12 protein-coding genes and 1 pseudogene are annotated in these 16,853 nt (G+C 69.5%); 5 read left to right on the forward strand and 8 right to left on the reverse strand.

Translation table 11 applies throughout. The features are described 5' to 3' along the window. Nucleotides 1-4: 4 nt before the first annotated feature. From AB0K34_RS22290 to AB0K34_RS22315, 6 genes are all read right to left on the reverse strand, one after another. Nucleotides 5-874, reverse strand: a complete 870-nt coding sequence (locus AB0K34_RS22290) for an ABC transporter permease subunit (protein ID WP_301176823.1) — start codon at nucleotides 872-874, stop codon at nucleotides 5-7. Beyond that, nucleotides 871-1,803: an ABC transporter permease subunit gene (locus AB0K34_RS22295; protein ID WP_301176824.1), complete on the reverse strand. Its 933-nt coding sequence runs from the start codon at nucleotides 1,801-1,803 to the stop codon at nucleotides 871-873. Before AB0K34_RS22295 ends, AB0K34_RS22290 begins: the two co-directional genes overlap by 4 nt. Beyond that, complete coding sequence (locus AB0K34_RS22300; RefSeq protein WP_301176825.1) at nucleotides 1,793-3,025, reverse strand: ABC transporter ATP-binding protein; 1,233 nt, start codon at nucleotides 3,023-3,025, stop codon at nucleotides 1,793-1,795. Before AB0K34_RS22300 ends, AB0K34_RS22295 begins: the two co-directional genes overlap by 11 nt. Further along, a complete protein-coding gene (locus tag AB0K34_RS22305) occupies nucleotides 3,022-4,242 on the reverse strand; it encodes an extracellular solute-binding protein (protein WP_301176826.1) in 1,221 nt (406 codons plus the stop codon). Before AB0K34_RS22305 ends, AB0K34_RS22300 begins: the two co-directional genes overlap by 4 nt. A 31-nt stretch (nucleotides 4,243-4,273) precedes the next feature. Further along, nucleotides 4,274-5,278, reverse strand: a complete 1,005-nt coding sequence (locus AB0K34_RS22310) for a LacI family DNA-binding transcriptional regulator (protein ID WP_301176827.1) — start codon at nucleotides 5,276-5,278, stop codon at nucleotides 4,274-4,276. Between the two features lie 115 nt (nucleotides 5,279-5,393). Further along, nucleotides 5,394-7,103, reverse strand: a complete 1,710-nt coding sequence (locus tag AB0K34_RS22315; RefSeq protein WP_364550584.1) for an MFS transporter — start codon at nucleotides 7,101-7,103, stop codon at nucleotides 5,394-5,396. A gap of 116 nt (nucleotides 7,104-7,219) precedes the next feature. Between AB0K34_RS22315 and AB0K34_RS22320 the strand changes: the two genes are divergently transcribed. The 4 genes and pseudogenes from AB0K34_RS22320 (at nucleotide 7,220) to AB0K34_RS22335 (ending at nucleotide 11,250) form a co-directional block, all read left to right on the forward strand. Next, nucleotides 7,220-7,927: a Sir2 family NAD-dependent protein deacetylase gene (locus AB0K34_RS22320; protein ID WP_301177335.1), complete on the forward strand. Its 708-nt coding sequence runs from the start codon at nucleotides 7,220-7,222 to the stop codon at nucleotides 7,925-7,927. Nucleotides 7,928-7,937: 10 nt separating this feature from the next. Next, the gene (locus tag AB0K34_RS22325; RefSeq protein ID WP_301177336.1) at nucleotides 7,938-8,339 is read left to right on the forward strand and encodes a TIGR03618 family F420-dependent PPOX class oxidoreductase; all 402 of its coding nucleotides are present in this window, start codon (nucleotides 7,938-7,940) and stop codon (nucleotides 8,337-8,339) included. 358 nt (nucleotides 8,340-8,697) lie between these two features. After that, nucleotides 8,698-9,975: a serine hydrolase domain-containing protein gene (locus AB0K34_RS22330; RefSeq protein WP_301177337.1), complete on the forward strand. Its 1,278-nt coding sequence runs from the start codon at nucleotides 8,698-8,700 to the stop codon at nucleotides 9,973-9,975. Nucleotides 9,976-10,158: 183 nt separating this feature from the next. Then, a pseudogene (locus tag AB0K34_RS22335) lies at nucleotides 10,159-11,250 on the forward strand (IS630 family transposase). Nucleotides 11,251-11,280: 30 nt separating this feature from the next. Here AB0K34_RS22335 and AB0K34_RS22340 read toward each other — a convergent pair. Further along, nucleotides 11,281-11,775: a TetR/AcrR family transcriptional regulator gene (locus tag AB0K34_RS22340; protein WP_240808560.1), complete on the reverse strand. Its 495-nt coding sequence runs from the start codon at nucleotides 11,773-11,775 to the stop codon at nucleotides 11,281-11,283. Nucleotides 11,776-11,898: 123 nt separating this feature from the next. On the opposite strand from AB0K34_RS22340, the gene AB0K34_RS22345 reads away from it, so the two are divergent. After that, on the forward strand, nucleotides 11,899-12,336 hold the full coding sequence (locus AB0K34_RS22345; protein WP_138641647.1) for a hypothetical protein: 438 nt from the start codon (nucleotides 11,899-11,901) through the stop codon (nucleotides 12,334-12,336). A gap of 2,473 nt (nucleotides 12,337-14,809) precedes the next feature. Here the strand turns inward: AB0K34_RS22345 and AB0K34_RS22350 are convergent. Further along, nucleotides 14,810-16,132 carry an HNH endonuclease signature motif containing protein gene (locus tag AB0K34_RS22350; RefSeq protein WP_301177338.1) on the reverse strand — a complete coding sequence of 441 codons (1,323 nt, stop codon included), beginning with the start codon at nucleotides 16,130-16,132 and terminating at the stop codon, nucleotides 14,810-14,812. Nucleotides 16,133-16,853 lie beyond the last annotated feature (721 nt).

Consider the following 16,853-nt stretch of genomic DNA (forward strand, 5'->3'; position numbering starts at 1 on the left):
GCGCTCATTCGGCCGGAGCCTCCCTCACCTGGGCGACGATCTGTGTCGGGTTGACGAACATCAGCGCGACGATCAGCAGCACCGCCGACAGCGCCATGTAGATCACGGCCATCGCGTCGATGGCCTGCGCCGCGCGGATGCCGGGCGTGAACGCCGCGCTGTAGAGCGCGACGATCAGGGTCTGGCTGTCGGCGTCCGCCACCAGGAACGTCAGCTCGAACATGGCGACGGTGCGGACCAGCACCAGGATCCCGGCGGCGAGGATGCCGGGCAGCAGCAGCGGCACCAGCACCCGGGTGAACACCTGCCGGGTCCGGGCCCCGCACATCCGCGCCGCCGACTCCACGTTCGCGTCGATCTGCTCCACGAACGGCGTCATCACGAGCACGACGAACGGCAGCGCCGGGACGAGGTTCGCCGCGACGACGCCCGTCATCGTCCCCGCCAGGTGCACCTTGTAGAGGACGGTCGCGAGCGGGATCCCGTAGGTGATCGGCGGCAGCAGCACCGGGAGCAGCAGCAGGAACATCACGATCCGCTTGCCGGGGAAGTCGCGGCGCGCGAGCGCGTACCCGGCCGGGACGCCGAGGAGCAGCGCCAGCGCCACCACGATCAGTGTGATCTCCAGCGTGACCGTGAGGACATCGCCGAGCGCGAACTCCGCCCACGCGTCCGAGTACCACGCGCCGGTGAAGCCCTGCGGCAGCCAGCCGGCGAACCACTTGGTCCCGAACGAGTTGACGACCACCGACAGGATCAGCGCGAACAGGTTGACCAGGAAGAACGCGACGCCGATCCAGACGAGCCAGCCGCTCAGCCGGCCCTTGCGCAGGCGCACCCGGGGCAGCCCGGCAGGGCGCGTGACCGCGGTCATGATCCCTTACCTCCCGTCGCGGGGCCGGTGTAGAGGCGTCCGCGCAGCAGCAGCGTGACCGAGATGACGAGCAGCTCGAACACGCCCATCAGCACGGCGATGGTCGAGGCCATCGAGTAGTCGTACTTCTCGAACGCCGCCTGGTACGCCGCGATCGCCATCACCCGCGTCTCCCCGGCGGGTTCGCCGACGAGGTTCGCGGACGGGAAGACCGAGAACGCCAGCACGAACGCCAGCACGAACGTCGTCGCGAGGCCCGGCGCCAGCAGCGGCAGGACGATCCGCCGCATCCGCTGCCAGGGCCCGGCGCCGAGCGTGGCCGCGGCCCGCTCCAGCGTCGGGTCGATCCCCGACATGTACGACAGCACCAGCAGGAACGCGAACGGGAAACCGGTGATGATCAGCGAGAACAGCACGCCCCAGTAGTTGTAGATGAGCCGGACCGGCTCGTCCACGAGACCGAGGTCGAGCAGGACCCGGTTGAACCAGCCCTTGGGGCCGAGGTAGCGGAGCAGGCCGTCCGCGACCAGGACCGTGCCGAGCGTCACCGGCAGGACGAGCAGCGCCGTCAGCACCCGCCGCCCCCGGAACCGGCCGCGCAGCCGGTACGCGATCGGCACGGACGCGCCGACGTTGATCAGCGCGGCGGGCAGCGCCAGCTTCAGCGTCTTCCACACGGTGCTGCGCTGGTAGGAGTCCTGGAAGAAGTCGGCGTAGTTGCGCAGCGGGCCGCCGCCGTTCTTCGGCTGCAGCGACAGCCCCACCCCGTACAGCATCGGGTAGAGGAACAGCAGCCCGATGATGAGCACGGCGGGCACCAGCAGGAGCAGCACCCGGTCGACGCCGCGTTCGGCGAGCCGGTGCCGCAGTCCGCCGCGCCCGCGCCCGGACGCCGGCGCCTCGGGCCGGGCGGGAGCCTCAACCACCATCGGCGGCCCCCGTCTCCACGGGCTCGTCGAGCGCCTCCGCGGCCTCCCGCACGCTCTCCCCGAACACCAGCACCCGCTCCGGCGGGACGGTCAGCGCCACCCGCTCCCCCGGCGCGATCCGCTCCGGGGACTTGAAGTGGACGACCCGTCCGTCATCGGTGACGCCCTCGGCGGCGACCTCGCGCCCGTGGAACTCCGACACCTCCACCCGGACGACGATGCGGTTCCCCGCAACGTCCCCTGGAGGGGCGTCCCCGAGGGCGGCGTCCCCAAGGAGCTTGAAGTCCTCGGGCCGGACGGCCGCGACGGCCCGCTCCCCGGTGATGGGCTGCTGCCCGATCCCGGTGAGGGTGAGCCCGCCCTCCTCCCCCAGGGTCACCTTCCGGTCGTCCGACGACACGACGGGCAGCTCCAGGAGGTTCCGGTAGCCCATGAACCCGGCGATGTAGGTGCTGGCCGGGTACGTGTAGACCTCTTCCGGCGTGCCGATCTGCTCGACCTTCCCGTGCCGCAGCACCACGACCCGGTCGGCGAGCGCGAGCGCCTCCTCCTGGTCGTGCGTGACGTACACGGTGGTCAGGCCGAGCGTCTGGTGGATGCGGCGGATCTCGGTACGCATCTGCACGCGCAGCTTGGCGTCCAGGTTGGACAGCGGCTCGTCCATCAGCACCAGCTTCGGCCGCAGCACGATCGCGCGGGCGATCGCCACCCGCTGCTGCTGGCCGCCGGACAGCTGGCCGGGCAGCTTGTCGGCGTGCTCGGTCAGCTCGACCGTGCGCAGCGCCTCGTCCACCCGGCGGGCCGTCTCCGCCTTCCCGACCCGCCGGACCGACAGCCCGAACGCGACGTTCTTGCGGACCGACAGGTGCGGGAACAGCGCGTAGTTCTGGAACACCATCCCGAACCCGCGCTTCTCCGGCGGGAGCGTGTCGATGCGCTCCTCGTCCAGCCAGATCGCGCCGTCCGACAGCGGCAGCAGCCCGGCGAGGCAGTTCAGCGCGGTCGACTTCCCGCACCCGGACGGGCCGAGCAGCGCGATGAACTCGCCGCCCTCGATCCGCAGGTCGAAGCCGCTGAGCGCGGTCGCCTTCCCGAACCGCCGCGTGACCCCGTCCAGCCGAAGCCGCCCGAACGCGGCCCGCGCGTCCCCCTCCACCGAACTCTCCTCCGCACTCCCCACCGCGCCGCCTGCCGCGCTCTCCACCGCGCCCCCGGCCGTCATGACTTCTTGACCTTCTGCCCGCCGATCTCGCGGTCCCAGCGGTCGAACGCGGCGACGAGGGCCTTGGCGTCCAGCGGCGGCGCCTTGGGGTTGTCGGCGATGAGCTTGTCGTACTCCGTACGGCCGTACTCCTTGATCGCCTGCTGGCTCTCGGCCGGCGCCATGTCCAGGGTCACGCCCTTCACGGCGGGGCCGGGGTAGAAGTAGCCCTTGTCGAAGGTGACCGCCTGCTGCTGCGGCTGGAGGGCGAACTTCATCATGTCCAGTAGGACGGCGAGCTTCTCGCCGGAGACGCCCTTCGGGACGACCATGTAGTGCGCGTCGGTGACCCAGGTGAATCCTTCGAGAGCCTGGATCTTGACGTCCTTCGGCACCTGGCCGAGGACGCGCGGGTTGATGTCCCAGCCGGTGGTGCTGATGACGATGTCGCGGGTGCCCTCGCCCAGCTCCTTCATCGTCTGCGTCGTGCCCGTCGGGTAGTACTCGACGTACTGGTCGAGGTCCTTCAGGTACTTCCAGGTCTTGGCCCAGCCGTTCGCCGGGTCCTTGGGGTCGGAGTCCTTGAGGATGTAGGGCAGGCCCATCAGCCAGGTGCGCCCGGGTCCGGAGTTGGACGGGCGGGCGTACTCCAGCTTGTTCGGGTGCGCCTTGGCCCAGGCGAGCAGCTCGTCGGCCGTCTTGGGCGGGTTCGGCACCGTCTTCGGGTTGTACTCCAGCAGCGGGCCGGACGGGTAGTACGTCACGGTGACGCCCTTGCCCTGGGCGAGCTCCTGCATCTTGGCCGCGGGCTCCAGGTACTGCGACGCCAGGTCCGGCAGCTTGTCGGAGTACTTGCCGAGGAGGTCGACCCACAGGTTCTGCTCCAGCCCGGCGGACAGCCCGTCGGTGCCGGTCAGGACGAGGTCGATGTCGAGCTGCCCGGCGTCCTGCTGGGCCTTCACCTTGCCGGCCAGCTCGGGCGCGGTCGCCTTGGTGTAGGTGACCTTGCCGACGAGCTTCGGATGCTCCTTCTTGTAGTTCTCGAAGATCTGCTGGGTGAGCTGGAGGTTCCCGGCGACGTCGATGATGTTCAGGGTGACGGGCTTGGACGGCAGTTTGACGTCGCCGGCCGCCGGCTCGGACGCGGAACCGCCGTCCGAGCCGGGCGCGCCGCAGGCGGTCAGCAGCAGTCCGGTGGCGGTGGCGAGGGTGAGGAGGGCTGATCGAGGAGTTCGCATGGGGTGGGTCCTCCTGGCGGTTGGGCCGGGTTCACACCGGCCCGGTGGTGCCTCGGATGAGGAGTCGGGTCGCCAGCTCGGCGGCCGGCGGGAGGGGAGGCGCCTTCGGCGCCCGCGGGTCGAGCGTGGTGTGCACGGTGGCGGCCGCCGCCCGCGACAGCGCGCTGACGGGCATGGCCACCGTGGTCAGGGGCGGATTGGTCATCGACGCCATCGGGATGTCGTCGAACCCGACGATGCTCAGATCACCGGGCACCCTCACGCCGCGCTCGGTGAGCCGTGACAGCACCCCGAGCGCGACCAGGTCGTTGTAGCCGAACGCGGCGGTGACGCCCGCCGCGACCACCTCGTCCGCGGCCCGGTACCCGCCGGTGAACCGCGGCTCGTACGGGCCGAGGTCCACCAGCTCGATGCCGCGTTCCGCGCAGGCCGCGCCGAGGAACCTGCGGCGCTGCCGGTTCGACCACGAGTTGGCCGGGCCGGACAGGTACGCGCACCGGCGGTGGCCGAGGGCGTGGACGTGCGCGACGGCCTGCTCCAGGCCGGGCTGGAAGTCCGGCAGGACGGCCGGGGTCCCGCGGCTGGTCCGGTAGGCGAGCACCACGCTGGTCTTGGCCGCGACGGCGCGCAGCCGCGTCCCGGACATGCGGGGGGCGCACAGGATCAGCCCGTCCACCCGCTCGACCATGGCCTCGGCCAGCCGGACCTCCGTCGCCGTGTCCTCGTCGGTGTCGGCCAGGAACACCGCGAAGTCGGTGTCGCGGAAGTACGCCTCGACGCCCTTGATGAACGGGGCGAAGAACGGGTTGGCGATGTCGGGGACGATCAGCCCGACATTGCGGGTCCGCCCGAGGACCAGCGACTGCGCCGCGCGGTTCGGCTGGTAGCCGAGGCGCTCGGCGCACTCCAGCACGCGGCGCCGGGTCTCGGCGTTCACGAGCTCCGGGGAGTTCAGCGCGCGCGAGACCGTCGAGGGCGACACCCCCGCCAGGCTCGCCACCGCCCGGATCGAGGCCCGGGTTCCGTCTGCGCTCATGGCGGAGATTATGAAAACGTTTGCGGAACAGTGTCAATGGCGGGCGGCGAAAAGCCCCCGACCGCAACGGCCTCGTGACCTGAGACCGGACCGGCCGGGGGCGGGGCCCGCGCGGCTAGGCGGCGTTCCGCCCGGCCCGCTGCAGCGCGGGCTCGCCGTGCGCGTCCTCATGCACGTACCGGCGCCCGCGCAGCAGCGACACCACCGCCGCGACCAGCGACATCGCGATCGCCAGGCTGAAGACGATGACGAGGCCGTGGTGGAACGGCTCGGAGATCAGATGCGGGAAGTACGACCGTCCGGTCAGGGTGGCGACGTCGTCCGGCGCCAGGCCGGCGAGCACGTGGAACGGCGCGAGCAGGTTCTGGATCGGGTTGTAGCCGAGGAACGCGGCGAACAGCGTGCCGACCGGCGGCAGCTCACCGACCTGTGCAGCGGGCCCGGCCGGGACACCGTGCTGGGTGAGCCCCTGCGTCAGCGTCTTCGGCAGCGTGTCGGACAGCCCCGCGATCATCAGCGAGAAGAACACGCCGATCGACAGCACCATGCCGGCGTTCATGAAGGTGGCGCGCATGCCGGAGGCGACCCCGCGCTGGTCCGCCGGGACCGAGTTCATGATCGCCGTGGTGTTGGGCGCGGCGAACAGCCCCGACCCGACCCCGTTCAGGAAGATCAGCAGCGCGAACGTGGCGTACCCGAAGTCGGTCGGGATCATCAGCAGCCCGGCGAACGCCGCCGCCGACAGCACCAGCCCGCCGGACGCGAACGCGCGCGCCCCGTGCCGGTCGGACAGGTGCCCGGAGAGCGGCCCGGCCACCAGGAACCCGGCGGTGAGCGGCAGCAGGTAGATGCCCGCCCACAGCGGCGTGTCCGCGTAGTCGTAGCCGTGCAGCGGCAGCCAGATGCCCTGCAGCCAGATGATCAGCATGAACTGCATCCCGCCGCGCGAGATCGCCGCGAGCAGCCCGGCCGCGTTCCCGGCCGTGAACGCCCGGATGCGGAACAGGCCGAGCTGGAACATCGGCTGCTCGACCTTGGTCTCGATCCAGCAGAACAGCGCCAGCACGGCGATCCCGCCGATGATCCCGGCGAGCACCCACGGGTTCGTCCAGCCCATGTCGTGCCCGCCGTAGGGCTGGATGCCGTAGGTGATCGCGGCGAGCAGCCCGGTCAGCCCGACCGCGAACGTGACGTTGCCGAGCCAGTCGATCCTCGCGGTGACCGCCTTCTTCGCGGTCTCGACCAGGCTCCGGTAGGCCCAGACCGTCCCGATGATCCCGATGGGCGCGGACGCGAAGAACACCAGCCGCCAGTTGATCTCGCTGAGCAGCCCGCCCGCCACGAGCCCGATGAACGTCCCGGCGATCCCGGCGACCTGGTTGACGCCCATCGCCATCCCGCGCCGGTGCGCCGGGAAAGCGTCGGTGAGGATCGCCGCCGAGTTCGCCATCAGCATGGCGCCGCCGATCCCCTGGAACACCCGCCAGCCGATCAGCCACAGCGCCCCGGCGCTCCCGTGCAGCGGATCGAGCGCCAGCACGATCGTCCCGACCGTGAACACCGCGAACCCGGCGTTGTACATTCGCACGCGCCCGAACATGTCGCCGAGCCGGCCGAGCGTGACCACCAGCACCGCGGACACGAGCATGTAGCCCATGAGGATCCACAGCAGATAGCTGACGTTGCCCGGCTCCAGCGGATTCAGCCGGATGCCCCGGAAGATCGCCGGCAGGGAAATGATCACGATCGACGAGTTGACCGTGGCCAGCAGCATGCCGAGCGTCGTGTTGCTCAGCGCGATCCACGGATAGTGCTTGGACGGCACGCCGGCCCACCCCCCGTCAAGTAGTTTCCTCCGCTAACTAATCATAAGGCCCGCATTCCTCGCCAGTCCGAAAAAGGGGTCGCGTCCCTCACCTCCGCGCCCGTACGTTCTCCCCCATGACAGGACGAATCGGCGTGCTGACCGGCGCGGGCATCTCCACGGACTCCGGCATCCCGGACTACCGGGGCCCGTCCGGCGTGTGGACCCGCGACCCGGAACTGGCCGCGCTGTTCACGCGCAAGCACTTCGCCAACGACGCCGAGGTCCGGCGCCGCTTCTGGCGCACCCTCGACCTGCACCGGGACGCCCGCCCGAACGCCGCCCACCGGGCACTGGCCGACCTGGAGAAGACGAAGGCCGTCCGGATCCTGACCCAGAACGTCGACGGCCTCCACCAGAAGGCCGGCTCGACGCCCCGCAAAGTCCTGGAACTCCACGGCACGCTCGCCACCACGTCCTGCACCCGATGCCGCGCCACGTCGGCGACCGCCGACGTCCTGGCCCGCGGCGAGGACGACCCGGCCTGCCCGTCCTGCGGCGGCGTCCTGCAGCCCTCCATCGTGCTGTTCGGCCAGTACCTGGACTCCGACACCCTCTCCCTCGCGGGCAACATCGCCCGCGCCTCCGAGGTCTTCATCGCGATCGGCAGCTCCCTGACCGTGGACCCCGCCGCCCGCCTCTGCGCCATCGCCGCCGAGTGCGGCGCCCGCCTGATCATCGTCAACCGCGACCCGACCCCCTACGACGACCTGGCGGACGAGGTGATCCGCACCCCGATCGCCGAGGCCGTCCCCGCCCTCTGCGCGGAACTGGCCGCCGTCTAGGATCCGGCCGGTGACCGGCAAACACCACCTGACCCTGGACGACGAGCGCCTGATCGCGTTCTTCCGCGACCGCCGCATCTGCACGCTCGTCACCGTCCGCCGGGACGGCACCCCGCACGCCGTCCCGGTGGGCGCCACCCTGGACGGCACCACCGTCCGCGTGATCACCTCGTCCACCTCGGCGAAGGCCCGCCACGTCGCCCGCGCCGGCGAGGAGGGCCTCCCGGTGGCCGTCTCCCAAGTGGACGGCCGCCGCTGGGCCACCATCGAGGGCCGCGCCGTCCTGAGAACCGACCCGTCCTCCGTGGCCGACGCCGAACACCGCTATGCGGCCCGCTACAAGCCCCCGCGCCCCAACCCGAACCGAGTGGTCATAGAGATCACCGCCACAAGAGCCATGGGCAACCTCTAACAGACCACGCACCCCGATGAAACCACCGGGAATGCGTCCGTAATCGCGGATGCAACCCGTCAATGTCACACCAACGAGAAGACCGCACCACAGCCAACGACAGCACATACCTGACGTCCCGAAAATGAAATCCTCAGAGGCATACACCCAAGACAATCGAATAAACACCACTACACGGCACCTGCCCTAGCCAGCACTCGACGCCAGGCCACAAGGAAGCGCCGAGCACACCCCCACCCGATCCGCCAAAGCGATCCCACGTACTGACCACGATCACGATTCGTGGCCGCCACCCCACCGCGAAGGGGCCGAAAGGATCCGACCAGGCAATCCACTCGAAGCCGTCTACGGTGGGCGAATGAGGATGGAGATCGATGAGGTCGAGGGGTGGCTGCGGGAGCGGCTGCCGGGGCTGGCGGAGGGCTACGGGGTACCCGGGGTGGCGGTCGCCGTCGACGCCGGAGGCCAGGTGGTCGAGGCCGCAGCGGGGGTACTGAGCACCGCGACCGGGGTGGAGGCGACGGTCGACTCGGTGTTCCAGATCGGGTCGGTCACCAAGACGCTGACGGCGACACTGGTGATGGGGCTCGTCACCGAAGGGCTGGTGGAACTCGACGCCCCGGTGGACAGCTACCTTCCCGGGTTCCGGAAGGCGACCGTCCGGCAGCTGCTGTGCCACACGGCCGGGTTCGAGGGAGACGTGTTCACCGACACGGGCAAGGGAGACGACTGCCTGGAAAGGTACGTCGAACTGCTGGCCGACGTGCCGCAGATCTTCGAGCCCGGGGAGATGTTCTCCTACAACAACGCGGGCTACAGCGTGCTCGGGCGGATCGTCGAGGTAGTGCGGGGCGAGCCGTTCGACCAGTGCATGCGGGACCACCTGTTCACGCCCCTGGGCATGACGCACGCGGCGACCGATCCGTACGAGGCGATCCTGCACCGCGCGGCAGTGGGGCACCTCGACGGACGTCCCGCCCCGGTCTGGGCGATGGCCCGCTCGAACGCACCCGCCGGGTCGATGCTCGCCATGACCCCGCGCGACCTGCTGGCCTTCGCCCGGTCGCATCTCACCGACGACAGCCTGCGGGCCATGCGGGAGCCGCAGGTCGCCCTACCGGACATCGACTGGGGGACGGCCTGGGGCCTGGGCTGGACGCTCTACGACCTGCCGGGCGGCCTGGTATTCGGCCACGACGGCAACACCATCGGGCAGTCGGCCGTCCTGCGGATCGACCCCGACCGCGACGTGTGCGTGGCGGTCTTCACCAACGGCGGCGACCGCAAGCCGCTGATGAAGGAGATCCTGGGCAGAATCGTCGAGGTGCCCGCCGAGCCCGTCCCGAACCCCACAGCACGCCTGGACGCCCGGCGCTACACGGGCGTCTACCGGTCGAGCACAAGCGAAACCACGGTGAGCACGGACGACCAGGGACGGCTGTGGCTTGAGCAGATCCCCCTCGGCCTCGCGGTAGAACTCGGCGACAAGCCCTACCGGACGGAACTGCTCAGCTGGCGAGGAGACTCCCTACTGCCTGCAGAGCCCGGCCACGGCCCCGTCGCCTTCCTGGGCGACGACGACGAAGGCCGCGCCCGCTACCTGCACACGGGCAGAGCCGACGTCCGCACCCGCTGACGAACACCACCATCCCCGACACCGGCCTGACTGCATCAGCCCCACCACCTAATGCGGTGACCACATGCGTTCGCAGGGTTGGTGACACCCGGTCGCGGGGTTTGCCGGCCTCAGTCTCGATAGCGACCACATCGCTGTTGAGAGTGAGGCCATCGGGCGGCAGAGCCGGTTCGGGCACGGCAACTGACTGACCAAGAAGGTCAGCGGTTGACCCAGATCATGCGGCGAGGCAAAGGCGAGTCGATCCGGATTCGCCGGGCGATGATGATCACGGCGTCTGCGTCCGGGACACCGGTGTCGGCGATTGCCCGGCTGGTCGCCGCGGAAGAAGACACCGTCCGGGATGTGATCCACGCGTTCAACGAGCGCGGGCTAGCCTGCCTGGCCCCTAAGTGGGCGGCCGGCCGTCCCCGCCTGATCAGCAACGATGACATCGCCTTCATCGTCGAGACGGCCACCACGCATCCGGTCGAGCTGGAACGTCCGTTCACGCACTGAAGCGTCCGCAAGCTCGCCGATTATCTGGCGGCCGGGGCCCCTCGCACCATCGATATCGGCCTGGAACGGCTCCGGCAGATCCTGCGGCTCACGCGCAATCTCCTTCGAGCGCACCCGGGCCTGGAAGGAATCGTCCGATCCGGACTCCGATGCCAAGCTGGATCGCATCAAGCACGTCACCAGCCGTTTCCCCGATCGGACTTTCGTTTTCGACCAGTTCGGGCCGCTATCGATCCGCCCATGCCACGTGTCGGCGTGGGCGCGCCGTCCCGGCCGGACCGGCTGCCGGCGACCTACCGGCGCACCCACGGCGTCCGTTACCTCCACGGTTTTTACTCCCTGGGCGATGACCAGTTGGGGGTGTGATCCGCAGACGCAAGGGCGGCGATCACTCACTCGCCGCGCTCAAGTCGATCCGGGCCGCGCGCCCCGACGGCGCACCCATCTACGTGATCATGGACAACCTGTCGGCGAACAAGACCCCGGCGATCCGCACTTGGGCGAACAAGAACAAGGTCGAGTTGTGCCTGACACCGACCTACGCCTCGTGGGCGAACCCGACCGAAGCACAGTTCGGGCCCTTGCGGACCTTCGTGTGATGGGCGATACGAGCCATCCCGACCACACCGTGCTCGCCCGCAGGCTGCACGCGTCCCTGCGGTGGCGCAACGCCAACGCCCGCCACCCCGACGCCCTGGCCGCCAACGCCGCGAACGCGCCCGCATCCGCAGCGAACGACAACAACGCTTGGCCCGCCCACGCACCAAGGCAACGTGACCAAACCGGCAAACGTTCATGGACACCGCATTAGCTGCCCGCATCGTGGAACGCGTCGATGCCCTTGTGCCAGGTGGTGTCGAGATCCGCGTCGGGTGGAAAGCGTTGGTTCAGTTCGAGGATGACCATGCCGTGCGTGAAGGCCCAGATGGCCCGTGCGCGTTCGTGGTCACCGCCGGTGGCGTCGAGAAGCGGCATTGCGGCCGCCTCCTCGACGCCGGGGGTGAGCAGGTCGCGGCGCAGGGGCCGCTCGGTCATCAGCCGGTAGAGGTTCGGCTGGCGGCGCGCGAAGTCGCGGTACGCGGCGGTGAGGGCGGCGATCGGCGCGTCGGATCGATGGACGGCCTGCGCGAACAGTTCGGCCTGCTCCTCGAAGCCGACCGAGATCAGCGCCGCCTCCAGTGCCTGCTTGTCGCGGAGGTGCTCGTAGATCGAGGAGGCGCGGATCCCGAGCTGGGCGGCGAGCCGACGCATCGATAGCGCATCGGGGCCCTCCTGCTCGAGGAGCTGCCGCGCGGTCTGCACGATCTCCCGGGCTCGGGGGGTGAGCCGACTCAGTGCGTGGGAAGCCATCCGTCCCGCCTTTCCAGTTCACCCTAACGCTGTTAGGGTAGCGTCCTAACACCGTTAGGGAGAAAGGTGACATCGATGCCCGCTCGTGCCCAATCCATTCACGTCGAGACCGACACCGGCTCCGCGCGGATCCGTGACCGCGTCGCGCGGGCCCTGCTCGTCCTCGCTGCCGCCGGGGCCGCCGCCGCGGTGGCCGGCGCAGTGGGCGACGTCGCGGACGCCGGACCCGCCACACGCATGGTCGAGACCTGGCGCATGCTCGGTTTCGGTGTCTTCGCGGGCGTGTTCCTGCTGCTGGGCTACCGCCCCCGGCTCTACGCCGGGATCTGGGAGCTCGCCATCCTCAACAAACTCGGCCTGACCCTGGCCGCCCTGTCCTTCGGCAGCGAGACCGACGGCGCCGGCGCAGCGCTGATCGCCGACGGAGTGGTCACGCTCATGCTGCTGGCCGCGTATGTGCTCAGCCGGGGCTGGACGGCCTGGTCGGCCTCAAGAGCTCAACAGGCACGGTGAGCACCTCGGCCGCGAGGACGGCGGCCTGCCCTCGGCTCCTCACCCGGTGGCCTTGAGGAATCGCGTCCGCGATGGAGGCAGCGGCTTCGGCGCTTGTCCCTCCGCCCTCAACGCTCACGGCGAACGCCAGGTCGGCGCGGTAGTCGATGAATCATGCGCGGGTGGGCGGGTCGCCACCTTCCCCGAATTCCGCCGTTCCGGTCTTGCCCGTCGTCCCGGACGGGAAGGCGACGTCCTCCGCGGTCCCACGGACCCCGACCGGCGTGTCACCAACCCGGCGAACGTATGTGATCAGCGCACTAGGCCACTCTCGTGAAGCTTCGCGAGAGCATCCGTCGCGCCGCCAGCCTTCACCTGGCGACATACCGACATGCCGATCGGCAAGCGACCACCTTGCACCGGACAGACCGATGGTCGCCCGACGGAAGCCTGCGAAGCCCCTGGTCGGCGAGGGGCATGGCGCCGTGACGTGAAACGCCACCAGGACCGAAGGATAAGAGCACACGCCATGGACAGCATGGTGCGGAGTCCTACTTCCCGGAATCGCTTCCGAAGCGGCGTCGCCGGGTCGATCAGGCCCTGGTCAGAGGGTTATCCACCTCATAGCTGCTTGGGTGATCGCCGCAGCGGCTGGCATCTCCAGGTCAGCGAAATGCACTAGATGCTCGACACCCCGCCCCGGAAGGTGCGTGAGGGTGGCCAGCCCATGCCGAACGGGTCGAGGTGATCAGGCCACCGCTGCCGAGCGCACATTAGCTGCGGCTGACCAGGATGACCCAAGTGCTGCCAGCCGTGGGTGGCCACGCTGGTACGCACCATCTTCGACCAGACCCCTCATCGAGACCGGCAGTCTGGGAGGCGAGCTGGTCCGAGGAACCCCAGTGGCCCGAGGGGTCCTGGTGGTCGGAGCAGCCGGACTGGTTCGAGCGCGGCGCAGGACGGCCCCCGCCGCGAACCCGGCCAGCGCGAGGCGAACCGGCGCGAGGGCGGGTCCCGCGCGCGGCGCGAGGCGGAGGAGCGGCCAGCCCCCCACGAGGTGACCCGAGCCGCCCGCCGGACAGTGTGACGGGGCGGGCTGACCCGTCCACCAGGAGGCGCAAGCCGCCCGGCGCGACGGGCGGTCCGACCCGTTCGCCGTGCGCAGTAAGGCTCCGGCCGCGCCCCCCTCTTCGAGGCCCGCCGCCGAGGAAGCCCGTGCTGAAGGACAAGCCTCCTGACGCGACAGAGCACCTGGACCAGGCTCTGAACCCGGTCTGCTGAGCCTCCACCGCGTTGCCGTCGCAGCCATGGCGGCGGAGCAGGGCCAACAATTCGAAGGCAGCCGGATGAGGAGATTCGCCAGCGGACCGAGGTGGGTCGGGATCTTCCCTGCTCGAGCCGCGCTCCTCCGCCTCGTTGACGTCGTGCTGATGGAGCAGACAGCCGAGTGGACCGGGGTTGGCCACCACATGGGCCTGCAGTTTCCGGCCAGAACTCGGGCTGCACGAGGAGGACGGCAGGCACCACACCATCGACAACCGCGAGCTCGCTGCTTAACCTGCGACAACAGGCTCACACGAAGATCAACTATTACACCACTCCCCGCCGGACGTGACCGCCGTGCCGCGCCCCCCACCCGAACTGAGGACCGGGGGACGGAAGTGGCGCAAGATCGGCGTGGTGCGGCAGGCCCGCGCCCACCACGATCAGCGGCCCGCCGACCTGCGACAAACCCAGCTGTCCGGTCGGCCAGAAGCAGCACCTGTTCATTGCCCTCGTCCTCATCGGCCCGTCAAGGCGGTGTGCGCGCGGCTCCCGCGCCACGGCCGCCGCGACCTCGCGCTCGTCCGGCGGGCGCGGGAGCAGGGTCCCCGAGGCGCTCACCGTCTGGCGGGGCGGGGACCTCGCAGGCGACGCGTCCCGCGAGAACGGGCAGCGCGAGGTCGGCGCACTGCGGACCGTCCAGTGTCGGCCTGCTGGGCGGTGTAGCCGCCGACGATGGCGTCCGCGCCGGGCACCGCGTCACCTTCTGGCGGGGGGGTTAGGAGAGGGCGACCGTCGTACTGGGGGTCTCGACGTCCAGGCCCGTCGCGTGCACATCTTTTAGCCCGGATCTCCGTCTCCTAGCTCGGCAGTTCGTGACCGGTGGCTGGCTCGGCAGCGTCCTCGGCTCGCGCGGGCGCGGCGGCAGGTGGCCTGTTCCTGACCAGAACGGCCGCATCACGCTGGTCGCCCCCTGTGCCTTGACCATCACGATGTCGGTGGCGGAGCTACGAAGAACGCACGGAACCCCGCACACCGAGCCGCGGACGTGAAGTCGCTAAAGGACTGGACATCCATCAAAGATCGGACGGCTGCCAAGGAACTCCGCACCTGACATCCCTTGGGCGCTACCCGCTTTGACTCCCCTGCCGCTGGTATTAGGTCGCCGAAGTCGCCGATGGATCTGCTTCAGGGTGAGGCGGTACTCGCTTTGGCTCCTCTGCAGTTGGCGTTAGGGGCCGGCGGTTTGGCGGCGGCTTCTGGGGGTGGTTGGTCGGGTGCGGCGGGGGCGTGGGTGGGCGTGGTGTGTGGTGGTGGTCCAGAGTTTGGTGGCGGGTGGTGTTTGAGGGGTGGGTGGTGGGGTGTCGGGTGGGAGGAGGCGGTAGCGGTAGCGTCCGGTCGGGTCTTTGGTGATGGTGATCTGGTGCGGGTGGGTGTGCTTGAAGCGGTTGTGCCAGCCGCAGGTGAGGGCGAGCTTGTCGATGTCGGTGGGGCTTCGTCCGAGGGCCCAGCCGTTGACGTGGTCGACCTCGCACAGCGTCCCGGGGACTTCGCAGCCCTGGACGGCGCAGGTGGAGTACAGGGTCTCCAGGACTTGGCGCTGTGGGGCGGTGGCGAACCGGACCCGGTGGCCCAGGTAGAGCGGGGTGTTGCCGCCGCCGAGCAGGAGCGGAGACACCCCTGCGCTGAGGGCGATGCGGCGGGCTTGGGCGGCGGGGATGGGGGTTCCGTCGGTGAGGCGTGCGGGGGCTTGGCCGCCGGTGAGGGTGTCCAGGTCGCAGATGACGGTGACCTTGGTGGCCTTGTGCCCGCCCGACAGGACTGTGGTGAGTGCGGCGGCGGTGCGTTCGGACAGGTCGCGGTGGTCGTCGGTTCCTGCGGGTTTGGCCAGCGGCCCGAGGGTGCCGTCCCAGATGGCGGCGTCTTCGGCGTTCAGCCAGCCCTTGATGTAGCGGCCACCGTCGAGGGACCGTGTCGAGTCGATCCAGGATTGTTCGTAGCCGCGCGCCACGTCTTCGGGGGCCTGTTCGGTGCCGTCGCGTTCGGCGATGACATCGCGGATCCGCTTACCGAAGCTGGCGACCTTCCCGGCGGAGAAGCCCTGGTCGACCATGCCCAGCAAGATGTCTTCGGCTTTACCGCAGTCATCGTCATCGAGTCGGGTGACGGCGTCGGCGATGGTGGCGGCGTAGCCGTTGGAGAGGTGACCAGTGGTCCAGCGCTCGGTCATCTCGGGGACGCGGTGGCGCTGGCGGGCCAGGGTGAGGCGTTCCTTGGCGCGGGCTTCGCGCATGCCGAGGCGGGACCGCAGCCAGGATCGGGTGGAGGGGTATCCCCACCGCTGCACTTCGCGGGACCGGTCGACGGCGCCGATCAATTCCGACAGGGCGGCTTCATGCAGGTCGGTGGCGGTGGCGAGGGTTTCGGTGAGTTCCAGGCACGCCGCTGCTGATTCGGGGGCGGGGCGGGTGGCGAGTTCGGTGGCGATCGAGGCGGCCGCGTGCACCAGTTGGCTGGTGGACATCGACGCGGTATCGATCTCACTCGAACACATAACTCTATGTTATCGAACAGTCACGCTGTCGTACAGTCGTTCTGGAAAACAATTTGCCCGTCTTGGAGGCTGGCCGCGTTGCGGGAGATTTCACCCCTTCCGGGCATAGAAAGGGAAACCCGGTCACCTAGCCGAAGTTCTCGGGGGCCGTAGGCCCCGGGGACAGCAACCATGCACAGACCCACAGCCGAATCACCAAACCCCTGCCGCCGAGCCCAGCCGAAGTGACTCCGGCCCACAGCGACCGAAGCGTCCGCGCCGACCTGTCAGGGGCCACCGCAACCGGGCACCCACAGAAACCACACTAATCCGGCAAAAGACCGCCGCAACCTTGAGCAACAACAGAACACTCGCTAGCAACCCGAGACGATCTACGGTTGGCCTGGCTCAGTGGAAGATCATGCGAGCCAAGCTTGGCCAGCCGCCACCGACACGGACGCGCACTCAATCCCCACAAAACGGACTGGCGCGAGGAGACCCTGCGTTAGCGCCTCCCGAGTTCCGTACCTTCCGGGAAACCACGGGAGCAGTGAAGATCGCTGGATTGGAGCGGACGGCCCTACCAAACACTGAAGCCATCCGCCATACGACCGTCCGACACCGACAAGGCCGTTCAAGCGAGGAAGAAGCCGAGGTCACCCAACCAACCCGGAGGCAGTACCAGCAGCATCGCCCAGCACTCGATGTCGCGCTCACCTTGGGCGACCTCGACCTCCCATGA

Origin of the sequence: Actinomadura sp. NPDC049382 (genome assembly GCF_040677125.1) — a bacterium.
Lineage (GTDB): Bacteria > Actinomycetota > Actinomycetes > Streptosporangiales > Streptosporangiaceae > Spirillospora > Spirillospora geliboluensis.